The sequence below is a fragment of the Pseudomonas artemisiae genome, from assembly GCF_057128685.1.
The window spans coordinates 459008-482736 of the sequence record NZ_JBSKHS010000001.1; the positions used below are offsets into that span (position 1 = coordinate 459008).

Sequence of the window (23729 nt, forward strand, 5' to 3'; positions counted from 1 at the left end):
GCCTTCGATGGGTACCGTTATAAACACTCTGGCCCATACCAACCAATCAAATTACAGTGGGGCTTCATACGGCTTTGATATGGGCACATGAACTTCAAGCAGATCGAAGCATTTCGCGCAGTGATGCTCAGCGGCTCCATGACCGCCGCCGCTGAATCCCTGCACACCTCCCAACCCAACATCAGCCGCCTGATTTCGCAGCTAGAGCGAGCCAGTGGTTTGAAGCTGTTCGAGCGCAACGGCAGCCGCTTGCAGCCCACCGACGAAGGCGCGGCACTGTTCAGTGATGTAGAGCGCGCCTTTATCGGCCTGCAAAGCATCGAAGACGCCGCCCATAACATCCGCCGAGGCGGCAGCGGGCGGTTACGGATCGCGGCAGTACCGTCGTTATCCCTGACCCTGCTACCCCAGGTGATCCAGCGTTTTCGCCAGCAGCACCCAGAAGTGGCCATCTCGATCCACACCAACGACTCCCCCGCCGTGGCCCGCTGGACTGCCTCGCAGTTCTGCGACCTGGGGCTGGCCTCCTATGTAGGCGAACAAACCCCCGGCGTAACACCTCAGGTGTTGTGCAACGTGCCCGGCGTCTGCGTATTCCCCAAAGGCCACCGACTAGAAGCCCTAAGCACCGTTACCCCCAATGACCTAAAGGGCGAAGAGTTTATTTCCCTGCTGCACAACGATGGCTCCCGCACCCGCATCGACCGTCTCTTCCCTGAAACCAAAAGCTTTCGCCGCATGAACCTGGAAACCCCCTACGCCGCGACCATCTGCTCGCTGGTCGGGCTGGGCCTTGGCGTAAGCATCGTCAGCCCGCTGGTTGCGCAGGAGTACCGGCACATGGGCATAGACACCCGGCCGTTCGAGCCCTTGATTCGCTTTACCACTTACTTGCTGCTGCCCAGTGATAGGCCCCATGGGTTGCTGACTCAGCGGTTTGCGCAGTTGATTGGGGAGATGTTGGCGGAGGCTACTAAGGGGTGGCGGGCAGTTGGGGAAGAGGATTAAAGGGGGCGGGGAGTTTGGATAGGATGTCAGTAAAGCCCCCCAGAAACCCCTGAAACTTTATCCAAAGGGTGGTCTCACCCAGGGCTGGTACTGTTCGCTCGTACACGCGGTGACAGCCTTCCAGCTTTAAGCGGCCTACCAGCTTTGGGGCACTCAGCTCATTGCTAAAAAATATGCAAAATTTTCTAACAGTTGCGCGATGGGCGCTGCGCGAATCGGCGTGTAAGGTTCCGCGTGAATCAGGAATACGCAGGGTAGGCGAGGTAAAAATGTCCCAAACAAATGAACCAGCTCACTTTTTTCAGCTTTATTCAAAGCTTGCAGAAGGATCCAAAATAATCCTTATAGCTCCGTGTTACGGTACTTTGGAGCCATTAACTAGCTTTTAATCAATCATATGGGGTAAGTGTTGGAATCAGGAAAAAAATTACCACCGCTGAAATGCTTAAACCCTCAAATGGGCTGTAACTCTGATATCGCAGCTGCTAACGATTAGCGGCCCGCGCCTGCACTTTGCGTTTGTGGAATAACTTTCGATGCTCGCCATCGGAGGCGGTTCCCGAACCAAGGTGCTGGCTAAGCTATTAACCCCCGCATTTCCGTAAGGGGCATGTGAATAAGGGTTCAAGGACGATATAACGATGATTCAAACCTTCGACGTAGATGTATTAATCAAGCTGCGAAGTCAGCCATGGGCCGTTTCGGACGTGCTTAAGGCTTTGGCGTCGAATTATCTGGTTACCCTGGCGCTCTTGACTCGCCCACAGAGCCTGTTCGGTGAGTACTTGCAAGGCGCGCAACGCAGCAATGGCCGCGAGACACAGCACCCTTTCAAAGAGCTTGAAGCCCAGTACGACCGGATTGGCGCGGCTGCTCCTTTCCAACTGGCCGATGAAATGGAAGTGGCGCTGAACCTGATCGACACCACCCCTGAACTCTTTGCGCTGGAATACGACCAAGTGCTCGCGGACAGTGGCGAAGTTATCCGCATTATCAGCCCAACGCGCTGGGTCGTGGGTTTCAACTCCTTTGGCGTGGAGCACTTTCGCAAGCATGGGCCGGCGCGCAAACGACTTGAAGCGAACTGCTCACACAGGAGAACACCGTGGCGAAGAAGGAAAGTACTCAGCACAAACTCGATCGCGTTCGCGCGCCTCGAGTGCATATCACTTACGACGTGGACATCGGCGACGCTCAAGAAAAGAAAGAGCTGCCTTTTGTCGTGGGCGTGCTGGGCGATTTTTCCGGCACCCCGCTGGAGCCCCTGCCGAAGCTTAAAGACCGTAAGTTCATCTATATCGACCGTGACAACTTCAATGGCGTGCTCAAGGGCATTAAGCCGCGCCTGGCCTACCGCGTAGATAACACGCTGGCCAAGGACGGTACCCAACTGGGCGTGGAGCTTAACTTCAACACCCTCGAAGACTTCGAGCCCCAGAATGTAGTGCGCCAAGTTGAGCCGCTGCGCAAGCTGCTGGAAGTGCGCAACAAGTTGGCCGACCTGCGTAACAAGATGGGCGGCAACGACAAGCTCGAAGAACTGCTGATGGATGTGTTGCAGAACACTGAAAAGCTGAAAACCCTTGGCAAGGAATTCGGCCGCGAAGCCACCGTTCCCGCCAAAGATGCCAACGAGTAAGCAGGAGCACGACGATGACCGAGAAACAAACCGTGGCTCAGCAGGGCAATGACCTGGTCGAAGTGGAAAACTTCGCGCCCCAGGCATCGCTGCTCGATAGCATCATTTCTGAAAGCCGTGTTGCCCGTTCCGACACCGAGCGTACCCGCACCCGTGATTTGATCGGCGAGCTGGTGGGCCAGGTACTCGAAGGCGAGATGACCCCGAGCAAGGACCTGATCGCGGTATTGGATGCACGCATCGCCGAGATCGACTCGATGCTTTCGTCGCAGATGAACGAGATCATGCATGCGCGTGAATTCCAGCAGTTGGAAGCGTCCTGGCGTGGCCTGAAGTACCAGGTGGACCAGACCGAAACCAGCACCACGCTTAAAATCCACCTGCTCAACGCCTCCAAAAAAGACTTGATCCGAGACCTCAAGGCCTCGTCGGAATTTGACCAAAGTGCCTTGTTCAAGAAGATCTACGAGGAAGAATACGGCACCTTCGGTGGCGCGCCCTTCGGCATGCTGCTGGGCGACTACGAGTTCACCCGTAGCCCGCAAGACATGTACCTGCTCGAAGAAATCTCCCACGTTGCCGCCGCGGCCCACGCCCCCTTCATTTCATCTGCGTCGTCCGAGCTGTTCGGCTGGGATTCTTTCACCGAGATGTCCGGCCCACGGGACCTGGCGAAGATCTTCGACACCGTCGAATACGCTAAGTGGAAATCCTTCCGCAACTCCGATGACTCGCGTTATGTGGGCCTTACCCTGCCCCACGTACTGGGCCGCCTGCCTTATGGCCCGGATACCACGCCTGTTGAGGAATTCAACTTCGTCGAAAGCGTGGATGGGCGCGACCACAACAAGTACCTGTGGATGAACGCAGCCTATGCCTTGGGCACTCGGGTAACGGACGCGTTTTCCCGCTACGGCTGGTGTGTGGCCATTCGGGGTGTTGAAGGCGGCGGTTTGGTGGAGGGCCTGCCGACCCATACCTTCAAAACCGACGATGGCGAAGTGGCGCTCAAGTGCCCTACTGAAATCGCGATTACCGATCGCCGTGAAAAAGAACTTTCCGACCTCGGCTTCATTCCGCTGGTGCACTGCAAAGGCACTGACTACGCGGCCTTCTTCGGTACTCAATCCGCGCAAAAGCAAAAGCAATACAACACGGACATCGCCAACGCCAACGCCAAGCTGTCGGCGCAGTTGCAGTACATCTTCGCTACCTCGCGTATCGCGCACTACATGAAAGCCATCATGCGCGACAAGGTGGGAAGCTTCGCGTCCCGCAAGGACGTAGAGATGTTCCTGAACAAGTGGCTCTCCAGCTACGTGCTACTCGATGATACGGCGAGCCAGGAAGCCAAGGCCAAGTTCCCGCTACGCGAAGCCCGTGCCGAAGTGTTCGAAGTGCCAGGCAAGCCCGGCGTGTACAAGGCTGTGACCTATCTACGCCCACACTACCAGTTGGATGAACTGACCGCGTCCTTGCGTTTGGTTGCAGAGTTGCCGCAATCCACCCGCGGGTAATGGAACGCATTGCCAGGGAGGCAATATGACTAGTCAACACAAACTGCTGCCGTCGTTGCTGGACCGTTTGTTGGACGATCGCCCACACCAGGCGGTCGAGGCATCGTCGCAGCGTTTGTGCTCGCTGGCCGATTATAAGGCCAGCATCGTTCGCGACCTGGAGATTCTGGTGAACACCCGCCGGTCTCTAGTGGCCGAGGAACTGGGCCCGTTTCCAGAATTGAACGGCACCATTCTCGATTACGGCATGCCAGATTTCACCAGCAAAAGTGTACTGGCGCCCGAGGATCGCTTGCTGATTCAGCGCCAACTGGAAAAAGCCATATCGGTCGGTGACCGCCGGTTTCGCAACGTTAAGGTACAGGTGCTGCCACAGCAGCCCGGCCAACGCATGCTGACCTTTCGCATAGACGCTGTTTTGCACCTGCGGGATATCGCCCGGCAGGTTTCCTTCGATGCGGTGCTGCAAGTCAACACCCAGGAATACAAAGTACAGAACCTAAACTGATGCTCGACGACCTGCTCCCCTATTACGAAAAGGAATTGTCGCACCTGCGCTTTTTAGGTCAGGAGTTCGCGACCCAGTACCCGAAGATCGCGTCGCGGTTGCTTATTGAGGATCACTGCGAAGACCCTCATACCGAGCGCTTGATCGAGGCGTTTTCGTTCCTGGCCGCCCGTATTCATAAAAAGCTCGACGACGAGTTTCCGGAAATCGTCGAAGCTTTCCTGGAGATGCTCTACCCCCACTACCTGCGCCCTACCCCGTCGATGTCCATCGTCGAGCTCAGCATGGGTACCCACGAGAAAGTGACCGAGGCTTACCATATCGCCCGGCACACCGAACTGCATGCCAACCCCGTGGAGGGCGTGGTGTGCAAGTTCCGCACGTGCTACCCCGTGGAGCTGTGGCCAATCGCTGTGGAGCAGGCCTCGTTCGTAGAGATGGAGCGTTCCGCGTTCAACGGCCACAGCGCCGACCTGGTTGCCCGCCTGCGGCTGGTATTGGGCACCACCGCCGACGCACTGTTCGGCCAAATGGAGCTCGACAGCCTGCGGTTCTTCCTGGACGGCGAAAGCGCGCTAATGCTCCAGCTGTATGAGCTGCTGTTCAACAATGTGGCCAAGGCCACCTTGAGCTTTGAAGACGAAGGCCGCGCCCGTGAAGTGCAGTTGCCCATGGACGCATTAAAAGCGGTGGGTTATGGGCTGGACGAAGGGCTGGTGGATTACTCGGAGCGGTCATTCCTGGGCTATCGCCTGCTGCACGAATACTTTACCTTCCCCGATAAATTCATGTTCTTCGACCTGACCGGGTTCAAGCGCATTCTGGCTGGCAAAGCGCTGGAGAAGGTTGTAGTCAACTTCTACTTCTCCGACTACGACCTTAACGATCGGTTAGCGCGGCTCACCCAGAATATCGGGTGGGGCAACTTCAAGCTCAACTGCACCCCGATCATCAACCTGTTCCGCCAGCAGGCCGAACCGATCAAGCTTACCTACGCGCAACACGAGTACGCAGTGATCCCCGACGTGCGCCTGCAAAGCGCTGCTGAAGTGGTGTCCATTGACCAGGTACGGCGGGTCAAGAAAATCAAAGGCGTGGACCACGTTGCGACCTGCCACCCGTTCTTCGAGCCCCGCGCCGATCAAGACAAGAGCCATAGCTTCTGGATCAGCCGCCGCCGCCCCGTGCAAACCCAACAAACCGATGGTTCGAACATGTTCATCCGGGTAGTGGATCGGGACCTTGAGTTGATCGATACCGCCAACGACACCCTGAGCATACGGCTGACCTGCAGCAATCGCGACCTGCCGCAAATATTGCCCTTCGGAGGTGAGCGCGGGGATTTCAACATCCCGGCGAACTCGGTGATTCAGCACATCCGCTGCCTGCGCAAGCCCACGGCTTCGGTTCGGGTACCCCTGGGCAACGGGGTTGTCTGGCGGCTGATTTCACACCTGTCGCTGAACCATATGTCGCTGGTTTCCAAGGGGCGGGAGGTACTGCTAGAGCTGCTGTCGCTCTACAACTACCGAAACACCTCCGCCATTCGCAAGCAGATCAACGGCATCGTTTCGGTGGGCAGCGAACCCGTGGTGGCACGTATCGGTCATCCGCGGCCCAACTTCGTGCGGGGCGTTGGCATTACGCTCACCTTCGATGAGAGCCAATACATCGGTAGCGGCGTGTTTTTGTTCGGCATGGTGCTGGACCACTTCTTCGGCCAGTACTGCACCCTTAACAGCTTTACTCAGTTAACCCTCCGCACCCTGCAGCGCGAAAAGAGAGTGGTCAAATGGCCCCCGCGAACCGGCGATCAACCCCTGGTCTGATCGACCAGGCCCGGGCTGAGCCGCACCGATTCGAATTCTTCCAGTTGGTGCGTTTGCTCCGCCTGCATTACAGCAGAACAGGCCGTATGGACCTGCAAACGCGGCCGCATGAAGATCCGCTGCGGTTCCACTCGCTGCTGTCGCTGAATTTTCCGGCCAGCGAAGTGAGCGACCTGAAGTTCGAGCGCGAGGGGCGGGTGTCCCCGGCCGGGCTGCCACTCTCGGAAGTGCAAGTGACCTTTATGGGGCTGGTGGGGCCTTCCGGCGTACTGCCGCGCCCCTATACGGAGCTATTGCTGGAGCGGCACATTCAATACCGCGACGATGCCGCCCACGCGTTTCTGGATGTGTTTTCCCATCGCATGACCACGCTGTTCTACGAAGCCTGGCAAAAGTACAAGTTCTACATCGAGTATGAGCGCAACGGCAGCTCGCAATTCGACCGCTACCTGCTCAAGCTGGCTGGCTTTGGCCCACAGGCGCAGCAACGCAAATTCGGCCCGGAGGGCTCGCCTCTGCGCCGCGAGCTGTTCAGTTACTTCTCAGGGATGTTCGCGCAAAAGCCACGCAACTCGCTCAACCTGCAAGTGATGCTGAGCTTTTATTTCTCGCTGCCTTTCAAGGTTAGGCCCTTCGCCGGGCGTTGGCTGAAGCTGGACGTTAGCCAGCGTACCCAACTGGGGCGCAAGAACGCCGCCCTTGGGCAAAGCACGGTGGTGGGTAACCGCATCTGGGATTACCAGTCTTGCGTGCGTATCGAAATCGGGCCCTTGGCGCTGGCGGATTACCAGCGGTTCCAGCCTGACACCCTGGACTATCGCAAGCTGGTGGAGCTGGTTCGTTTCTATGCCGGCCCGCAGCTGGACTTCCAGATCGCGCCCATCCTCAAGTGCGAGGAGGTACCCCTTGCCCGGCCTGGCCGCGAGGGCGGCGTGGCGCTGGGCTGGCTGGGCTGGCTCAAGCGTCCAGGCACCGATGTGGCGCCCTCCCGCTGTGCCCTTTTCAACATTCCTTTCGATGGGGTCTCCCTGTGAACCTGAAGTCGCTGTTCGCCAAGCTAAACGACACCAGTCGTACAGCCACAGAAGCCGCTGCCGCGCATTGCCTGTCTGAGCGTCATTACGATGTGGAAGTCGAACATCTGTTGCTGCAGTTGCTTGAAAGCGAAGATAACGACCTGCCCGCCATCCTGCGCCGTTACAGCGTGGTGTCGGAGCGCCTTCAGGGCCAACTGGTGACCGCGCTGGGTACCTTCAAGAAAGGCAATACCCGTACCCCGGCGCTATCGCCCCACATCACCCGCATGATCGAGCAAGCCTGGCTGCTGGCCTCCATCGAGTTCGGTCAAAGCCAGATCCGTACTGGCTACCTGGTTCAAGCCCTACTCGATGACGACGCGCTGCGCCGTGTGGTGATTGCCTCGGCGCCAGAGCTGGAGAAAATCAACGCCGATGACCTGCGGCCCAACCTTGCAGCCTTGATCGAAGCCAGCCCAGAGTCCAGGCTGGTCACCCCACCCGAGGCCCAGAACACTGGCGGTTCCCGTGCCGTTAAAGGCAACGGCAAAACTCCAGCGCTGGATCAATACACCGTGAACCTCACCCAAAGCGCCCGCGAGGGGCGCATCGATCCAGTTCTGGGCCGCGAGTTCGAGGTTCGGCAGATGGTGGATATCCTTACCCGCCGTCGCCAGAACAACCCGATTCTCACCGGCGAAGCGGGCGTGGGTAAAACGGCCGTGGTCGAAGGCCTGGCACTGCGCATCGTTCAAGGGGATGTGCCCTCCGTGCTGCGAGACGTGGCCATTCACACCCTGGACCTGGGGCTGCTCCAGGCAGGGGCTGGCATGAAGGGCGAGTTCGAAAATCGCCTGAAATCCGTGATCGAGGAAACCAAGCGCAGCCTGCACCCGATCATCCTGTTTATCGATGAGGCCCACACCTTGATCGGTTCAGGGGGCCAGGCCGGCCAAAACGACGCCGCCAACCTGCTCAAGCCCGCCCTGGCCCGTGGTGAACTGCGGACCATCGCCGCGACCACCTGGGCCGAGTACAAAAAGTACTTCGAGAGGGACGCCGCGCTGGCCCGCCGCTTCCAGGTGGTTAAGGTAGAAGAGCCCGACGAAGAAAAAGCCATCTCTATGCTTCGCGGCTTGCTTGCCAAAATGCAGGAGCATCACAAGGTCACCGTGCTGGATGAGGCCTTGGTTCAAGCGGTGCGACTGTCCAACCGCTATGTCACGGGTTGTCAGCTACCGGATAAAGCCGTGAGCGTGCTAGACACCGCGTGCGCGCGCGTGGCCCTGGCGCAGTCCGCGCAGCCGGGTCTGTTGGAAGACGCCAAGCGGCTGATCGAAAACCTGCACGCAGAAATCGCCGTACTGCAGCAAGAAGCCGCCCAGGGCAGCGATCATGCCCGCCGCCTGGCTGCGCTTAAAGAACAAGAGCAGGCTGCCCAAGGCACCAAGGTTAGCCTTGAACAACAGTGGCAACATGAGCTGGAGCTGGTGGAAAGCCTCAAGGCGTTAAGTGCCCAAGCGGCTCCCGATGCGGCTGCGATCGCTGCGGCGCGCGCGGAACTGGCCACGGCCCAAGGCGAACAGCCTCTGGTTCACGCACAGGTAGACGGCGGCACTATTGGTGAAGTGATCTCGGGTTGGACAGGTATTCCCTTGGGCAAAATGCTGCGGGATGAAATCGACACCGTACAGGCACTGCCCGCGCTGCTTGGGGAGCGTGTGCTGGGGCAGGACCATGCCCTGCTTGAAATCGGCAAGCGCATCAAGATTTCCCGGGCGCGCATGGAAGACCCGAACAAGCCCGTCGGTGTATTCCTGCTGCTGGGCCCTAGCGGCGTAGGCAAAACCGAAACCGCCTTGGCGCTAGCCGACACCCTGTACGGCGGTGAGCGCAATGTCATCACCATCAATATGTCGGAATACCAAGAGGCCCATACGGTTTCCAGCCTGAAGGGCTCGCCACCTGGGTACGTGGGCTATGGCGAAGGTGGCGTGCTGACCGAAGCCGTGCGGCGCAAACCCTACAGCGTGGTATTGCTCGATGAGGTAGAAAAGGCCCACCCGGATGTACTTGAGCTGTTCTTCCAAGTGTTCGACAAGGGCGTGCTCGATGACGGCGAAGGCCGGGAGATCAACTTCCGTAACACGGTAATCATCCTGACCTCCAACACTGGCACCGACCGCATCATGCAGTGGTGCCTGAGCGCCGCCGGGCAGCCCACGCCCAAAACCATCGTCGACGGCCTGCGCGAGGAGCTGAACCAGGTATTCAAGCCTGCGTTCCTTGGGCGCCTGACCATCGTGCCGTATTACCCGGTTCAGGACAGCGTGCTGGAGCGCATCGTGGCGCTCAAGCTCGAGCGCATCCGCAAACGCTTCGAGCGCAACCACCAGGCTGTGCTGGGCTACGACGAGGCGCTGGTAACGGCCATTGCGGCACGCTGTACCGAAGTCGACAGCGGCGCTCGCAACATCGACAACATTCTATCCAAAACCCTGATGCCCGAGCTTGCACAGCATGTGCTAGCGCGCATGGCCGAGGACAAGCCGATTCAGCGCCTGGATATCGAACTGGGCAGCGACGGCGATTTTGTCTATCACCTCATTTGATTGGGCACCTCAGTTGATTGGGCACCTCAGTTGATTGGCCGCCTGAGCTGGTCGGGCATTCGTAGCACGTGTTCATAGGTAGTAGTCATGAATAGGCAAAACATGCGGTATTACACAGGGGCGTGCTGGGCGCGTGCACTGACCGTGCTGGTGATAACCACGGCGCTGGCTGCTTGCGGTGTAACCGACCGGGCGAGCAAGCGAGTGGACGACACCTGGGCCGGTGACATGCTGTTCGGCGACAAGGAAAAGTTGATCCTGACCGCCGATGGCGGCAACCAACTGAACCTGGGTGACGACGGCAAGCCGCTTTCCGTGGTGCTGCGCGTGTACCAGCTCACGTCGCTGGAGCGCTTTGCGTCCAGCGACGCCGATACGCTGTGGGCCGAGCCTCAGCAAGCCCTGGGCAATACGCTGGTCGAAAGCCAGGAGATCACTCTGTTGCCGGGCATTGGCCAGGTCGATCAGTGGCTACTGCAACCGGCGGCCAACTATGTGGGCATGGCCGCGTTCTTCCGCGTCGAGCAAAACAGCCGATGGAAAGTCGCCTTCGATGCCAGGTCGCTGCGCAAAGACGGGATCTGGTTCTCCTCCGATGGCCTGGGAGTGCTTGTGGATAACAACCAGGTGCTCGCCGCCCGTGGTGTGGATGTGCTGAACAAGCCCCCTACCGAGGCGCAGCTGGCTGCCTCCAATGTGTTGCCAAAACCACCAGCGCTGCCAACGCTCCCGGGCAATAGCCAAGGCATGGCGGTACAGAAGGCCGGAGCAGCCGCTACCGACGCGGCAAAACAGCGCCTATCGGCACACATCGATTCACCAGTGGACAGCGTTCATGAGTAAACACAGCCGAGTGATGTGGTCTGAAGGGATGTTTCTCTTGCCGCAGCATTTCCAGTACCAGGACGAATTCCATCAGCACCAACTGGCCGAGGCCACCTTGCGTGGCTCGCCCTTCCACTGGGGGGTACAGGCGCTGCAGGTCGACGAGGAAGCGTTGGCTAGCGGTTCGTTGCAACTCAAGCGGCTAAAGCTGGTGTTCCCGGATGGCACCCTGTTCGACGCCCCCCAGCACGACCCCCTGCCCGCGGCCCGGGATTTGAAAGAGTTGCTCAAGGGCAACGACCTGAAGGTCTATGCGGCGCTGAAATTGCCCGAGCCCTTTGGCCTTAATTATGTGGAAGACGGCCAGGAGCAAAAAAGCGCGCGCCGCTACCGTAAGCAGTTCGATACCCTGCCGGACCTCAATGAAGGGGACCTGGAGAACGAAATCACCAGCCTGCGGCTGAACGTGGTGATGCGGGTGGACGGCGATAGCCTGGACGGCTACAGCTATTGCCCGGTGGTACGGCTGTCTCGCAACAATATCGGCGGCTTCACCCTCGATAGCCACTTCGTGCACCCCACGCTGCACCTAGGCACCCACGACACCCTGGTAAGCCTGAGCAAACGCTTGCTGGGTGCATTGCAATCCAAAAGCAAGGCGCTATCGGGGCGCCGCCGGGAACGGGCCGACCAGATCGCCGAGTTCGGCTCCAGCGACGTTACCCTGTTCTGGCTACTCAACACCGTCAACCGTGCCTACCCTAACCTGGCACACCTGCTATCCCACCCTCGCCTGCACCCGGAGCGTCTGTATCTGTTCCTGGCGGAGCTGGCCGGTGGCTTGCTGACGTTTTCACTGGATACCGAACTCAACAACATTCCCGAGTACGACCACCACGATCCAGCGGCCGCGTTGGTCAAGCTCGACGAGATGATTCGCGTACTGCTGGATAACGTGATCCCCAACCAGTGCATCGCGATCCACCTTACCCAGACCAAACCTTCGTACTGGCAAGGGCAACTGCATGACCCGCGCCTTGCCCAGGCGGATTTCTACATTTGCGTGCATGCGGACATGCCTGGGTCCAGCCTGCTGGAGCTGGTACCGCGCGCAATCAAAGTGGGTTCCCCCGAGGACATCGAAGTGGTGGTCAACAGCGCCATGCCGGGTGCCACGCTTAACCATTCCACGCGCCTGCCTAACGCGATTCCGGTGCGGCTGGATAACCACTACTTCTCTATCGAGCCCCATGGTCGGGTTTACGAACGCATGATGAACGCCCAGGCGATCTCCTTCTACGCGCCCAGTGCTTTCACCAACCTCAAGCTTGAACTGATGGCGGTACTCACATGACTGAAGCCGTGATCCAAGGCGCCATGGCCGCCGCGCCCGGGAAGCCTACCCTCAAAGACCTGGCGCAGGACTTCATCAGCATGGTGCTGATCGTGCGCCGTGGCCGTGAAGTGACTTCCGTTACCGCATTCGAAGCCAGTGTGGATAATTTTTTCACCACCTTGGAGCGTGAAGCACGCCAGGCCAACTACAGCGTCGAGCAGGTCAAGGACACTCAATACGCACTCTGTGCCTTCCTGGACGAAAGCGTACTGCGCTCGGGCGATACCCAACTGCGTAGCCATTTCGAATTATCGCCGCTGCAATTTCGCTACTTCGGTGTGCACCTGGCCGGGCAAGGGTTCTTCGAGAAAGTCGAAGCCCTGCGCGCGGATGTCAACAACAACCTCGATGTGCTGGAGGTGTATCACCTGTGCCTGGCCCTGGGGTTTGAAGGCAAGTTCGGGCTGGCCGAGAAAGACCAGCTGCGCTACCTGGCCAACACCCTTGGCCAAGACATTGCTCGCTATCGCACAGCGCCCAAGGCCCTTTCGCCAGACTGGACGCTGCCTGATCAGGTTTCGCAGATGTTGCGGTATGAAATACCGGCCTGGGTGTACCTGGCGCTCATTGTATTGGCCTGCGTGGCGGTTTACCTCACGCTGGACTGGCTGTTGGGCAAGGACGTCGCCGCGCTTTGCGAACACATCAGCCAGTTGTTCAGTGCCTGAGCAATGCTCAGGTAACCGAGTCAGGAAGACATGAAAACACTCGTCCGTGCATTAAAAAGTTTCTGGTTTCTTATTCCGGTGCTGTGGCTAGCAAGCCTGCTCGCCTGCTGGTTGCTTGCGCCGCGTCTTAACGGGTGGCGTGACCATGTGCTCGAAGCCATGGCGATTATCACCGCGTTTTACCTGCTGGTGATCGTGCTGCGTCAATACAGGCGCATCCGTACCGAGCACAACCTGGAAAACCTGGTTCAGATCGAAATCGACCGCTCGCTCAAGTCCAATACGGAATTCCGCGACCAGCAGGTGCTTCGTGACCGGCTAAAACATGCCATCGCCATGTTGCGCGCAGACCGCTCCGCTGGCGGCGGTGGGGCCTCGGCGCTGCATGACCTGCCCTGGTACCTGGTCATTGGTAGGTCGGCCGCGGGCAAAACCTCACTGCTGACCCGCTCGGGCCTGTCGGCCAGCATTGCCAGCAGCCAGAGCGACATCGACGGCGGAACCCAGCACTGCGACTGGTACTTCAGCCCGGACGCCGTACTGATCGATACCGCCGGCCGCTACCTGCGGGACGACCAGTCCGCGAACGAATTCACCGCATTCCTGCAACTGTTGAAGAAGCAGCGTAAAAAAGCGGCGGTCAATGGCCTGGTATTGGTCGTGAGCCTGCCGGAGCTGTTGGCAGCGACCAACCAGGAACGGGCGGACATGGCCGCGCAGTTGGTGTCGCGCATCGAGCAGTACACCCGCGCGCTGGACACCCATCCACCGATCTACCTGATGCTGAGCAAGACCGATCAGTTGCCAGGGTTCCGAGAAGCCTTCGAAGGCCTGGACCTCCACGGGCGTCAACAATCCCTAGGCATGACCTTCGCGTTGTCCGAGATCCAGACCAAGGGCCTGCGCACTGTACTGGACCATAAGCTGACCAACCTGCATGGCGGCATTCAACGCCATGTAAATGCACAGATAACCAGCCTGGGCGCGGGTGCGAGCAGTGCCTTGCTGAACTTCCCGAACTACTTTGCTGAGTTGAGTGACGTACTGGAACAGTTCCTGGAGCGCTTCACTCAGCCTGGTCATGGGCCTAGCCCGCTGTTACTGCGGGGCTTGTACTTCACTAGCGCGCTGCAAACCGACCAGCAATTGAGCCAGGTCTACGAAGACGACCTGGCTGAATCCTTCGCGCTACACCCTGCCGTAGAGACTTTGACGCTCACGGAGGGCATGGGCAGAAAGGTCGGTGACCGCGGTTACTTCATCACCGATACCTTCCGAAAGGTTATTTTCGCCGACCGCGACCTGACCCTGTATCACTCCCGCTCCGGGCAAACCCGTGCCTTTGGCCCGGCGCTTATCGGCTTGAGCGTACTGGCAGGGGTAGGCTTCGTAGGTTGGCAAGCCTTGGCGTTCCAGAACAACCGAGAATGGGTTGCGGCCATGCAGCACAGCGTGCGTGAGCTGACCGACGCGCCTGATCGTGACGAACGCTTGGCGTCCGGGGCTGGCCTGGAGCTGCTTCGCAACGAGATGCTGCTGATCGAAATGTACCGCGCTAAGGGCGTGCCGTTTCGGCTGAGCGCCGGGCTCTACCGTGGAGATGACCTGTACGCGTCTATCCAGCCTGCGTACCTGCAGCAGCTGCGGGCCCAGGCCCTGGAGCCTGTGGCACTCAAGCTGCAGTTGCAGCTGCGCGCGTTCAACGAATTCGCCGATGCGGTGAACCCACAAAACCATTTCGAGCCAGCGCCCGCCAAAGCCGGAGACAAACCATCGAGGGGCCAGACGAAACTGGACCGTGGCGTAAAAGCGCTGAGCGCGCCTGGCACGCCAAGCTTGAGCAGCCTGCCCCGTCATTTCAGTGGTGCCGTCAGCAGCCTTAAAAGCATGGCCAGGGGCAGTGCAACCAGGGCCGGCGATAACGCCATGGCGGACTTGCGTAACCCAGCCACTACCAGTGATGCGGCTGAGCTTTGCGCCACCACCGGCGGGCTGTCGCTGTCCGAAGACGGGCTCGGCCGCCTGGATGAGCAACAAGTGGCGTCGATCATCGAGTCGTACAACGCCCTGAAGCTGTACCTGATACTTACCCAGCCCAGTAGCCACCCGGACCCTGAGTTCATCAGTGCCGCCCTGCCCTTGGCCTGGGCCAGCGCCGCCAACCCACAAGGCCTGGTGAGTGACGAGATCATTCGGGGCAATACCCCGATGTACGTGCACTTGCTCGAAAAAGGCCTGGCCCCCGCCCTGCCCCGTAACGAACAACTGGTGGAAGCCACTCGCAAAAGCCTCAAGGGTTTTATGATCTCCAGCTCGCTGGTGGACCGTGAATACCTGCGCTTGCAGCTGGAGGCCAGCCGGCAGTTTCCTGCCATAGGGCTTAATGACCTGGTACCCATGCCGGGCCGCCAACTGCTCTATGGCGGCGAAGCCGTGCCGGCCATCTTCACCCGCCAGGGCTGGGATACCTTCGTCAAGCCTGAGTTGATCAAACTGGTTTCAGGCAACTTGCGCAATGAGTCGGACTGGGTACTCGATGGTGAGGGCGGCGATAGCATCGTGCAAAAAGCCAACTTCATTCGTGAATTCATGGCTCGTTATAAGCGTGACTACGCTCAAGCCTGGTACACCCTGGTCAACAGCGTGGGCGTGCGCCACTTCACCGACCTGGGCAATGCTACCCAGCAATTGTCCTTGCTGAGCGATGTGGTGAATTCCCCGGTGAAAGCGTTACTGTCGGGCGTAAACGAAAACACCCAGTGGGATGTTCCAGCCCCGCGTCAACCGCAGCAGGTGGGCAACACGCCTGACGACTCCCTCTGGGCACAAGTGACCGGGTTGCTCGATAACGCGCCCAAGGCGGCAAGCACGCTGGCTTCGCCTCTGCCCCAGGTGGACGACGGCGCGCTGGCGAAACGCTTCGAGCCGGTGTCGCGGATATTCGCCACGCAGAATGCCGAAGGCGCCGATAGCACGGTAATGGACCGTTACCTTGCCGCGCTGCGCAAACTCAAGGTGCGCATGACCAATCTCCAGCGCTCCCAGGACGTTGGTAAAAGCAGCAAGCTGTTGATCAGCGAAACCCTCGAAGGGCAGCCCAGCGAGGTTACCAACGCTCGCAACTATGTAGAGACCACGGTAGGTACCAGCCAAGGCGGGTTATCGGCATCCCTTCAAGGGTTGTTCAGCCTGCCTATCCAGTTCGCCTGGGAAACCCTGCGCGACCCGGCCGGCCAGCAAATCGCCAAAGCCTGGGCCCAGCAGATCTCCAAGCCTTGGGAACAGGTCATGGCCCACCGCTACCCGATCACACCCGGCAGCCGCAACGAGGCATCGGTAAAAGACCTGCAGCGTTTCGTGGACCCCGAAGCCGGCCTGCTGCCCAATTTCAAACGTAATGAAATCGGCAACCTTTCCGGCGGCGAAGGCCTGGGCATGGGCAGTGGCGCCAAGCAGGCCCCGCTGGTGAACCCAGCCATGGTCAACAATATCGACAGGGCCAGCGCCGTGGGCCAAGTGATCGCCAGCCTGTCCGACAAAGAAAACGGGTTTGAAATCATGCTGGAGCCGTCCACCCGCTTCACCGACATCATCTTCACCCTCGACGGGCAGGCTCAGCATTATCGCAACGGCAAAACCAGCTGGAACCGCTTCTCCTGGCCGGGTACCACCACTGCCCCGGGCGCGCGCCTGGATGTGGTAACTCTCGCGGGCGAACGCGTCACCGTATTCGACTACCCCGGGCGTTGGGGCCTGCTGCGGATGAACGACAGCGCCCGGGTGGATGACCTGGATGGCATTCAGCAACGCTTCAGCTGGAACACCGCCAATGGCCAGGCAAGCCTTAGGGTACGCAACTACGGGGGCGTGAAGCTGACCGACCTGGCGAACGTCAAGTCGCTGAGCGCGCTCAACGCCTCCGCCGATATTGCGCAGGGGCTCGGTAAGTGAACGGCCAGCGCCCCTCTCAGGAGAGCGGCCTATGATCGGCTGCTTCGGGAAAATACCGGCGAGTTCGGACTTCGTCAGCCTCCATGGCGCGATCGAAGAGGCCTGCGAGTTCGATCGCTGGCTGCAAACCGCCCTGGCGGCCCTGCAGCACCATGACAGTTGGAGAACAGTGTTCGACAGGCTACCGGTGTGTTTCTTCTTCTACCGAGCGAGGTCCGCGGATGCCCTGTTGGGGGGCCTGATCAGTTCGAAGGACACCAGCGACCGGGCCGCACGCTTAATCGCCCCTGACCGGCCGCTGTTTAACGTTATCCACCATGTTGTTGGCGCGCTGGATGTGAAGCCCGTATGAACCAGATCAAGTATCACTTTCTGCGCTATCAGCCTTACATCCTGGGGATGTGCTTTTTCCTCTGCGCCTTCCTGGTATGGGGGGCTGGCTATGCGCTGGGCTTTGGCTCGCTGAGCAGCTTGTTGTTCGGCATCGGCCTGTTCCTGCTGCTGTCGGCAGGCTATGTACTGTTGCTTTATCGAGGCGTTTCCCGGTACCCCAACCTGGAAAGCCTGCTGCGCGACGACGCCGACCAGGCCGTGCTCAATGCCTGCCGCGCAGACCGCGAAGAAATTAGCCTGCTGCGCGAGCGCCTTCTGCAAAGCATCGAGCGTTTGCACGCCAATAAGCCTCGCAGCGGCACTAACCAGGACGCGCTCTACGCCCTGCCCTGGTACCTGGTGGTCGGCCAGCCGGCCGCGGGCAAAAGCACCATGCTGTATCAGTCCGGGTTGAAGTTCCCCTATGCCGAGCGCGAAGGGGTACAGGTAGCCGGGCTTGGTGGCACGCGTAACTGCGACTGGTTCTTCAGCTCCGACGCGGTGCTGTTGGACACCGCCGGTCGCTACATGGACAGCCCGGACGAGGCTGGCAAATGGCGGGCGTTTCTTCAGTTGCTACGCCAGCACCGCCAGCGCCGGCCCCTCAATGGGCTGATCGTGACGGTAAGCATCCACGATGTTTTGCAAGCCCCGCTGGATGACCAAGAGCGGTTGGCCAAACGCCTGCGTGAACGCATCCAGGAAACCCATTCGTTATTGGAAATCCGCTTGCCGGTGTACCTGGTATTCACAAAGTGCGACCTGGTACCGGGCTTTATTCCGTTCTACCGCCGGTTGGATGAAGCGGCCCGTGGAGAGGTGATGGGCAAGACCTTTGCTCACGCAGACTTCGAACGGGCGGATTGGGGACAACGCTTTAGCGTGGCCATGGACGAACTCGTGCGCTACTGGCAGGGCGTCGCCGATCAGCAGTTGGTGGCCCAGGACATTCAAATCACCCGCCAAGATTCCACGGCATACCGCTTCCCCTTGGAGCTGGCGGCGCTTAAACCCAGGCTGCAACTGTTCATGGACGCGCTGCTGCGCGCTAACCCGTATCAAAGCGCCGAACTGTTGCGCGGGTTTTACTTCACCAGCGCGCTCGATGCCGGCGCACCGAATACCGGAGAGCACGCCCGCCACGTTGGCGAACGCTTTTCACTCCAGGCCGAAGCAGAAGCGGGCAGCCACAACGCTTTGCCCCAACCGCTGTTTATCAACAGCTTGTTTCGCAAGGTGATCATCCCTGATCAGCACCTGGTTGCGCTGTACACCACCAACTTCCGAGAACGCCACCGCAAGGCCGTTTGGGTCGGCACAGCTGGCGCGATCGCTTTGCTGCTGTGTGGCCTATGGGGATGGTCGTACTGGAACAATAAAACCGAGATCGACACCCTGGCGGCGGACCTCGTCACGGCGGCCACACAGGACGAAGCGACCTCAGGCCAGTACACCGCCTGGCAAACCCTGGACCGCCTGCGCTTCTGGGCGGGCGATTATTACAACCGTCACCACGAGCAGGGTGTACCGATGCGCATGCGTTTGGGCCTCTATCAGGGTTACAAGGTCGAGCCTGTGGTGCGCGAACGCTACTTCAGCCGGCTCGAAACCGTAATGCTCAAGCCCACGGCGGACAACCTCACCCGCTCGCTGTACCTGCTGACGACCATCAAGGTGTACCCACGCAACGCCAAGGAGCTTACGCCCGTTACTGGCGTGGACAGCGCTGAGCCGAGGGCACTTCCGGCTGATAACCGGCCGCAGTCGATCGCGGACTTCGGCAAGGCCACCCTGGAAACCTACGTGATGCTGTCGCGGGCGCAACAGGATAAAGCCGACCCGGCCTTTCTCAAAGCCAAAATCCCTGATTACTGGTACCCGGCAATCGCGCTCAAAACCGGCAGAACCATGACTGCCGGTGGCAGTGATTACGAACTGGCCAGCCGCCAGGTCACTTTCTATAGCGACCAGATTCACGAGCATGACGTGCCGCGCATTCTCGATAACGCGTTTCTGGTGTCCAGTTCGCGTAACTACATCGACAGCCTGCTCTCGCAATCACTGCGCTCCATCGAAACCATCACCTTGGAATCCGACACCCTGTTTGCCTTCGGGCGAGCGGACTTCCAGAGCCTGAAGACCGAAGGGCAAAGCCAGCTCAGTGCGATCGCCGGCAAGCTGCTGAGCACGCCTAACATCGGCAGGATCATCATCGGTGGCCACGCCGACCAACTGGGCGACCGCCAGGGCAACCTTCAGGTTTCCCAGCAGCGGGCCCAAACCATCAGAACTTACCTGATCGGCAAAGGCGTACCCGCCAGGCTGATCGAAGCCGTGGGCGAAGGCAGCGAGAGACCACTGGTCAAGTGCAACATGCAATTGCCCAAGGCCCAGCTGATTCAATGCCTGGAGCCCAACCGGCGGGTGGAAATCGAGGTACGCGCGCTCAACTGAAACCGCACCCAAACCAATACTGACGCCTTGGCTCTCACCCTTGAAGCCAGGGCGTCACTGGCCTGTTGGATGCTCAACGAGGTCAACCAATGGGCTGCAAGCGAGCCCGTAAATGTAAGTAAGGAGAAGTAACAAATGGCATTTGATGCATATATCCAGATTGAAGGCATCCCAGGTGAAGCGCTGGACGAAAAACACAAGGACTGGGTCGAGGTATTGGGATATAAGTTCGAAGCCACTCAAGCGACCTCGGCTACCGCAAGTTCTTCGGGCGGTGCGTCTTCCGAGCGTGTAGCGCTAAGCGACTTCAGCATTCGCAAAACCGTGGACAAGGCGTCGGCCAAGCTGTTCGAAGCCTGCTGCCAAGGCACCCACATCGCTAAGATCCAACTGAACGTGAACCGTGCAGGCGGTGACAAGGTGACCTACCTGACCTACAACCTGGAAGAAGTCGTAGTGTCTTCGGTAGAGACTGTGGCCGGCGGTAACCAGACTGGGGAAGATAAAGCCATCAGCGACTTGCCTATCGAAAAAATCAGCTTCAACTTTGCCCGTATCAAAACTACCTATACCCAGCAGAGCCGCGCCGACGGCCAGGGCGGTGGTAACGTGACGGGCGGTTGGGACCGCACTGCAAACAGGATCTTCGCTTGACCGAGTAAGCACAACGGGCCATCGCTTTTGGTGGTGGCCTGTTATCGACACCATGCCAGCACCGTTGGCATGGTGTTTTTCCATCGTTTGCAGAGAGCACTATGGCTGATTTTCTCAACGACCTTTCCCTGACCGAACTCACAGCGCCCATCCACGGTGGGAGCGGCGAGGACCTGAGCTTTTCCCTGCTGTTCGATCAAGTTAAAGAGGCGCGTCGAGCAGACCCTGATTACCTGCCCCAGGGTGATTGGCAAACCGACCTGAAGCTTTCGGATTGGGACTTGACCATCACCCTTACGGCCCAAGGCCTTGCCCAAAAGAGCAAGGACCTGATGCTCGTGGCCTGGCTCTGCGAAGGCCTGGCGCATAAATATCACTTTATCGGTATCACCTTCGGCCTGACGGTAGCCGAGCGCATTCTCGAGATGTATTGGGCGGACCTGTTCCCTACTCTCGAAGAAAGCCTTGATGAGCGTGCCGCTCGCCTAGCCTGGGTGAACACCACTCTGACGGCTGTAGTGGGCGGCTTGCCGATCACCCAGGGGGCTAAGTTTGGCCTGTTGCGCTACGACGAATCCCGCCAGATGGAAAACCTGGCACTGCAAAATCAGCACGCAATGACCGCGGCCCTGAATGAAGGCAAGATCAACGCGGAGCTGTTCCAGCGCTCTGTGGTGCTTACCGATACTGATCACTTGGTGACCAAGGCCGCTGAAATCAACGACAGCCTGCGGGCCTGCCAACAGTTGCAAGCCGGTATGAGCAAGCTGTTTGGCCAGGAGGCGCCTAGTTTCGTCACCTTGAACGAGGTGCTGTCTCGGGCAGCCCAACTGGTTGAAAAGTTCCTTAAGGACCGTGGCGTGGGGCTGAACGTACCTGTTCAAGCAACACCCGAGCCTGAGACCGAACTCACTGACGCGCCTACCCAAGGGCCTGTCAGCGGGCTTATCGTCAAGGACTCAGCACCGGCACCACTGCGCACTACACCACTGACCCGTGATGAAGCCTTTACCATGCTGGCCGGTATCGCGCGGTTCTTTAAGCACACCGAACCTCAGAGCCCGGTGCCTTACTTGGTTGAACGGGCGATTAAATGGGGCAACCTGCCCCTTGAGGGCTGGCTCAGTGATGTGATCAAGGACAGTAATGTCGTTGATAGCATTCGGGACGTATTGGGTACTAAAGAACCCAAGTCTTAATTCGCCTAAAAAAGCCAGATAGTAAAAGGCCGGCGACTTGCCGGCCTTGGGGGTGGGTACTGCCCTTCAATGCCATAGCCCTGCGAGGTATTCATGCCCCGCTGGGGTTAGCGCTAGCCTGAACACGATAGCTCGTTCTGGGCTGTACACGCGTTCGCTGCGAAGAAAGCCCGCGAGGACCAAGGCTTGCAAGGTCTGAGTCAACTGCCCGCGATGGGTGCATTGACCGGAGGCTACGTCGGCAAGAAGGCAACGATGGGTTTTCTTATAGTCAAGCATGGCATACTTCCTTCTACTGTTTTCTTATTGTTACTCGCAGCCTAGACCATGCAGGAGCGCTCTACCATAGGGTTCTTGAGAATGGTAAGCGTTGAGGGGGTAGCCCGAATTGGGGAACGAAGCCAAAGCCCCGGAATCCGGGCCCTTGAAAGATATGTGACGTTCGTCACATGGGCAAAAAAAGCTGAATCGCGTCACCGAACGGTAGTGATGCTCGTATATAGCGTAAGAATGCTTCCTATTGCAGACCCGTGTGTCATGCCATACAGCTATCATTGGCACTTCTCCGCTTGTCGCCTTCCCCACTCGCTGACGCTACTGCTTACACGCGTCAGCGTAGCCAAGTATCGATCACCCTTTACTGTGGGTAGGCGATGTTGGTGCTTGCATGCCACGGGGCCCCATGATGCCCCAGATGATCAGGCCGACCACGGGAAGGATGAAAATCAGCAGAGTCCAGCCGATTTTGGTGCCAGACGACTTCTCGCTACGCCACACGCTGACAATCGCCCAGATGTCCGCTACCAGAATGACCAGTCCGATCAGGCTAGAAAGTAATGAGTCCATGGCTTACCTCTCATTTTGAAAGCGCAGGCAACCCCTGTCGCCCGTTACTACTGTCGGCGCTTATTGGGGGAGATGGTTCACGTGGCGATGGGTAGATCTGGACGAGCGGTCTAAGGCACAAGCGAGGCGGAACGCTCTGATGGGCGCATCACTCTAAGGTCAAATTGTTAACAAGGCCCTGCCAACCATGGACGCGGACGACGACTTTACAAGCCGCACTTACCCCATCATCGAAGATATGACTCGCCAGCAGCGAGCCTGGCGCGTAGAGCGAATTGGTTGGTATGGCTTGCTATTGCTTGTGGCCCTTACGCTGTTGGGCGTGTTTTCCAAAGGGCCGCTTTCCAGCGTAAAGGCCACCAGCGAGGACGGCACCCTAAGTGTGGAATATGAGCGTTTCAGCCGTAATGGCGCGCAGGATGACATGGTAATCATTGCCAAGGGCCAGCCGGGACAGCTGCTGCAAGTCACCCTCGGGGCTGGCCTGCTGCAAGGTGTGACCATCGAAGGATTGCAGCCGGAAAGCGGTCCTGCTTACAGCCGGGGCAAGGACTTGGTGATTCCCTTGCATGCCGATGCCAATGGAAAGGCCGCTCTCTATTTGAGCTTGCGCAGCAATGGCGTCTGGCTTTACCGCAGCGAAGTCAGCCTGTCCAACGGGGCTCGTGTTGCCGTCCCCAAATTCATCTACCCCTGATCCTCTGGAGCCTGTAATGGATGCTGCCCTGCGCGCCGCCGCAATGTATCTTGCGCTAGTCATTCTGTTTAAGATCGCTGGGCGCCGCTCCCTGGCGGACTTGACTACCTTCGATTTTGTGCTGCTGTTGATCATCGGCGAGGCTACCCAACAAGCCTTGCTGGGCGATGATTTCTCCTTCACCAACGCCGTGCTAGTGATCGCTACCCTCATCGCGCTAGATGTAGGGTTTTCGTTGGCCAAACAGCGTTTCAACGGTTTGGCCAAACTGTTCGACGACGGGGCAATGATCTTGGTCGAGAATGGCAGACCACTCACCCAGCGCTTGCAAAAAGCCCGCCTGACCGAGGCCGACATCATGGAAATCGCGCGTTCCAATCAGGGCGTAGAGCGTATGGAAGACATCCGCTATGCGATTCTGGAGCGTAACGGTACCCTGTCTATCATCAAGAACTAAACGCCATAGGGTGTGGCGGTTTGCCCCTATTGCCGCGCTCTGCTAACGTCGCCCGGTTAATCCTGCCTGCCGAGACCGCCC

18 protein-coding genes and 2 pseudogenes are annotated in these 23729 nt (G+C 58.9%); 18 read left to right on the plus strand and 2 right to left on the minus strand.

The annotated features are described in order from the left end of the window. The first annotated feature begins 87 nt into the window (after window positions 1-87). The 16 genes and pseudogenes from ACWKV4_RS02135 (at window position 88) to tssA (ending at window position 21648) form a co-directional block, all read left to right on the plus strand. Window positions 88-1008 (plus strand): LysR substrate-binding domain-containing protein, encoded by a 921-nt coding sequence (locus ACWKV4_RS02135; protein ID WP_483830476.1) that lies wholly within the window; start codon window positions 88-90, stop codon window positions 1006-1008. A 641-nt stretch (window positions 1009-1649) separates the two neighbouring features. Then, window positions 1650-2057: pseudogene (locus tag ACWKV4_RS02140) on the plus strand (hypothetical protein); the annotation flags it as partial. A gap of 56 nt (window positions 2058-2113) precedes the next feature. Beyond that, window positions 2114-2647 (plus strand): type VI secretion system contractile sheath small subunit, encoded by a 534-nt coding sequence (gene tssB / locus ACWKV4_RS02145; RefSeq protein ID WP_483830477.1) that lies wholly within the window; start codon window positions 2114-2116, stop codon window positions 2645-2647. A 14-nt stretch (window positions 2648-2661) separates the two neighbouring features. Then, window positions 2662-4164, plus strand: a complete 1503-nt coding sequence (tssC, locus tag ACWKV4_RS02150) for a type VI secretion system contractile sheath large subunit (protein ID WP_483830478.1) — start codon at window positions 2662-2664, stop codon at window positions 4162-4164. Window positions 4165-4189: 25 nt separating this feature from the next. Beyond that, window positions 4190-4672 carry a type VI secretion system baseplate subunit TssE gene (gene tssE / locus ACWKV4_RS02155; protein ID WP_483830479.1) on the plus strand — a complete coding sequence of 161 codons (483 nt, stop codon included), beginning with the start codon at window positions 4190-4192 and terminating at the stop codon, window positions 4670-4672. After that, entirely contained in the window at window positions 4672-6501 is a 1830-nt protein-coding gene (gene tssF, locus ACWKV4_RS02160) for a type VI secretion system baseplate subunit TssF (protein WP_483830480.1), read from the plus strand. The genes tssE and tssF overlap by 1 nt, the downstream gene beginning before the upstream one ends. Further along, the gene (tssG, locus tag ACWKV4_RS02165; protein WP_483830481.1) at window positions 6465-7535 is read left to right on the plus strand and encodes a type VI secretion system baseplate subunit TssG; all 1071 of its coding nucleotides are present in this window, start codon (window positions 6465-6467) and stop codon (window positions 7533-7535) included. Before tssF ends, tssG begins: the two co-directional genes overlap by 37 nt. Continuing rightward, complete coding sequence (gene tssH, locus ACWKV4_RS02170) at window positions 7532-10129, plus strand: type VI secretion system ATPase TssH (protein WP_483830482.1); 2598 nt, start codon at window positions 7532-7534, stop codon at window positions 10127-10129. The genes tssG and tssH overlap by 4 nt, the downstream gene beginning before the upstream one ends. An 87-nt stretch (window positions 10130-10216) precedes the next feature. Next, window positions 10217-10972, plus strand: a complete 756-nt coding sequence (gene tssJ, locus ACWKV4_RS02175) for a type VI secretion system lipoprotein TssJ (RefSeq protein ID WP_483830483.1) — start codon at window positions 10217-10219, stop codon at window positions 10970-10972. Beyond that, on the plus strand, window positions 10965-12308 hold the full coding sequence (gene tssK, locus ACWKV4_RS02180) for a type VI secretion system baseplate subunit TssK (protein WP_483830484.1): 1344 nt from the start codon (window positions 10965-10967) through the stop codon (window positions 12306-12308). The genes tssJ and tssK overlap by 8 nt, the downstream gene beginning before the upstream one ends. Next, window positions 12305-13018, plus strand: a complete 714-nt coding sequence (gene icmH, locus ACWKV4_RS02185; protein WP_483830485.1) for a type IVB secretion system protein IcmH/DotU — start codon at window positions 12305-12307, stop codon at window positions 13016-13018. The genes tssK and icmH overlap by 4 nt, the downstream gene beginning before the upstream one ends. 30 nt (window positions 13019-13048) lie before the next feature. Beyond that, on the plus strand, window positions 13049-16969 hold the full coding sequence (locus ACWKV4_RS02190; protein WP_483830486.1) for a type VI secretion protein IcmF/TssM N-terminal domain-containing protein: 3921 nt from the start codon (window positions 13049-13051) through the stop codon (window positions 16967-16969). A gap of 31 nt (window positions 16970-17000) precedes the next feature. Then, window positions 17001-17237: pseudogene (gene tagF, locus ACWKV4_RS02195) on the plus strand (type VI secretion system-associated protein TagF); the annotation flags it as partial. 80 nt (window positions 17238-17317) lie between these two features. Next, window positions 17318-19795 carry a type VI secretion system membrane subunit TssM gene (tssM, locus tag ACWKV4_RS02200; protein WP_483830487.1) on the plus strand — a complete coding sequence of 826 codons (2478 nt, stop codon included), beginning with the start codon at window positions 17318-17320 and terminating at the stop codon, window positions 19793-19795. Window positions 19796-19930: 135 nt separating this feature from the next. Next, a complete protein-coding gene (locus tag ACWKV4_RS02205) occupies window positions 19931-20449 on the plus strand; it encodes an Hcp family type VI secretion system effector (protein ID WP_483830488.1) in 519 nt (172 codons plus the stop codon). A gap of 101 nt (window positions 20450-20550) precedes the next feature. Further along, window positions 20551-21648 carry a type VI secretion system protein TssA gene (gene tssA, locus ACWKV4_RS02210; protein WP_483830489.1) on the plus strand — a complete coding sequence of 366 codons (1098 nt, stop codon included), beginning with the start codon at window positions 20551-20553 and terminating at the stop codon, window positions 21646-21648. Window positions 21649-21714: 66 nt separating this feature from the next. Here the strand turns inward: tssA and ACWKV4_RS02215 are convergent, their stop codons facing one another. Together ACWKV4_RS02215 and ACWKV4_RS02220 are read right to left on the minus strand one after the other, a co-directional pair. After that, on the minus strand, window positions 21715-21927 hold the full coding sequence (locus ACWKV4_RS02215) for a hypothetical protein (protein WP_483830490.1): 213 nt from the start codon (window positions 21925-21927) through the stop codon (window positions 21715-21717). Window positions 21928-22278: 351 nt separating this feature from the next. Beyond that, window positions 22279-22494, minus strand: coding sequence for a PLD nuclease N-terminal domain-containing protein (locus ACWKV4_RS02220; RefSeq protein ID WP_483830491.1), 216 nt, complete (start codon window positions 22492-22494; stop codon window positions 22279-22281). A gap of 187 nt (window positions 22495-22681) precedes the next feature. On the opposite strand from ACWKV4_RS02220, the gene ACWKV4_RS02225 reads away from it, so the two are divergent. After that, window positions 22682-23191 carry a hypothetical protein gene (locus ACWKV4_RS02225; RefSeq protein ID WP_483830492.1) on the plus strand — a complete coding sequence of 170 codons (510 nt, stop codon included), beginning with the start codon at window positions 22682-22684 and terminating at the stop codon, window positions 23189-23191. Window positions 23192-23207: 16 nt separating this feature from the next. Continuing rightward, a complete protein-coding gene (locus ACWKV4_RS02230) occupies window positions 23208-23648 on the plus strand; it encodes a DUF421 domain-containing protein (protein WP_483830493.1) in 441 nt (146 codons plus the stop codon). Window positions 23649-23729 lie beyond the last annotated feature (81 nt).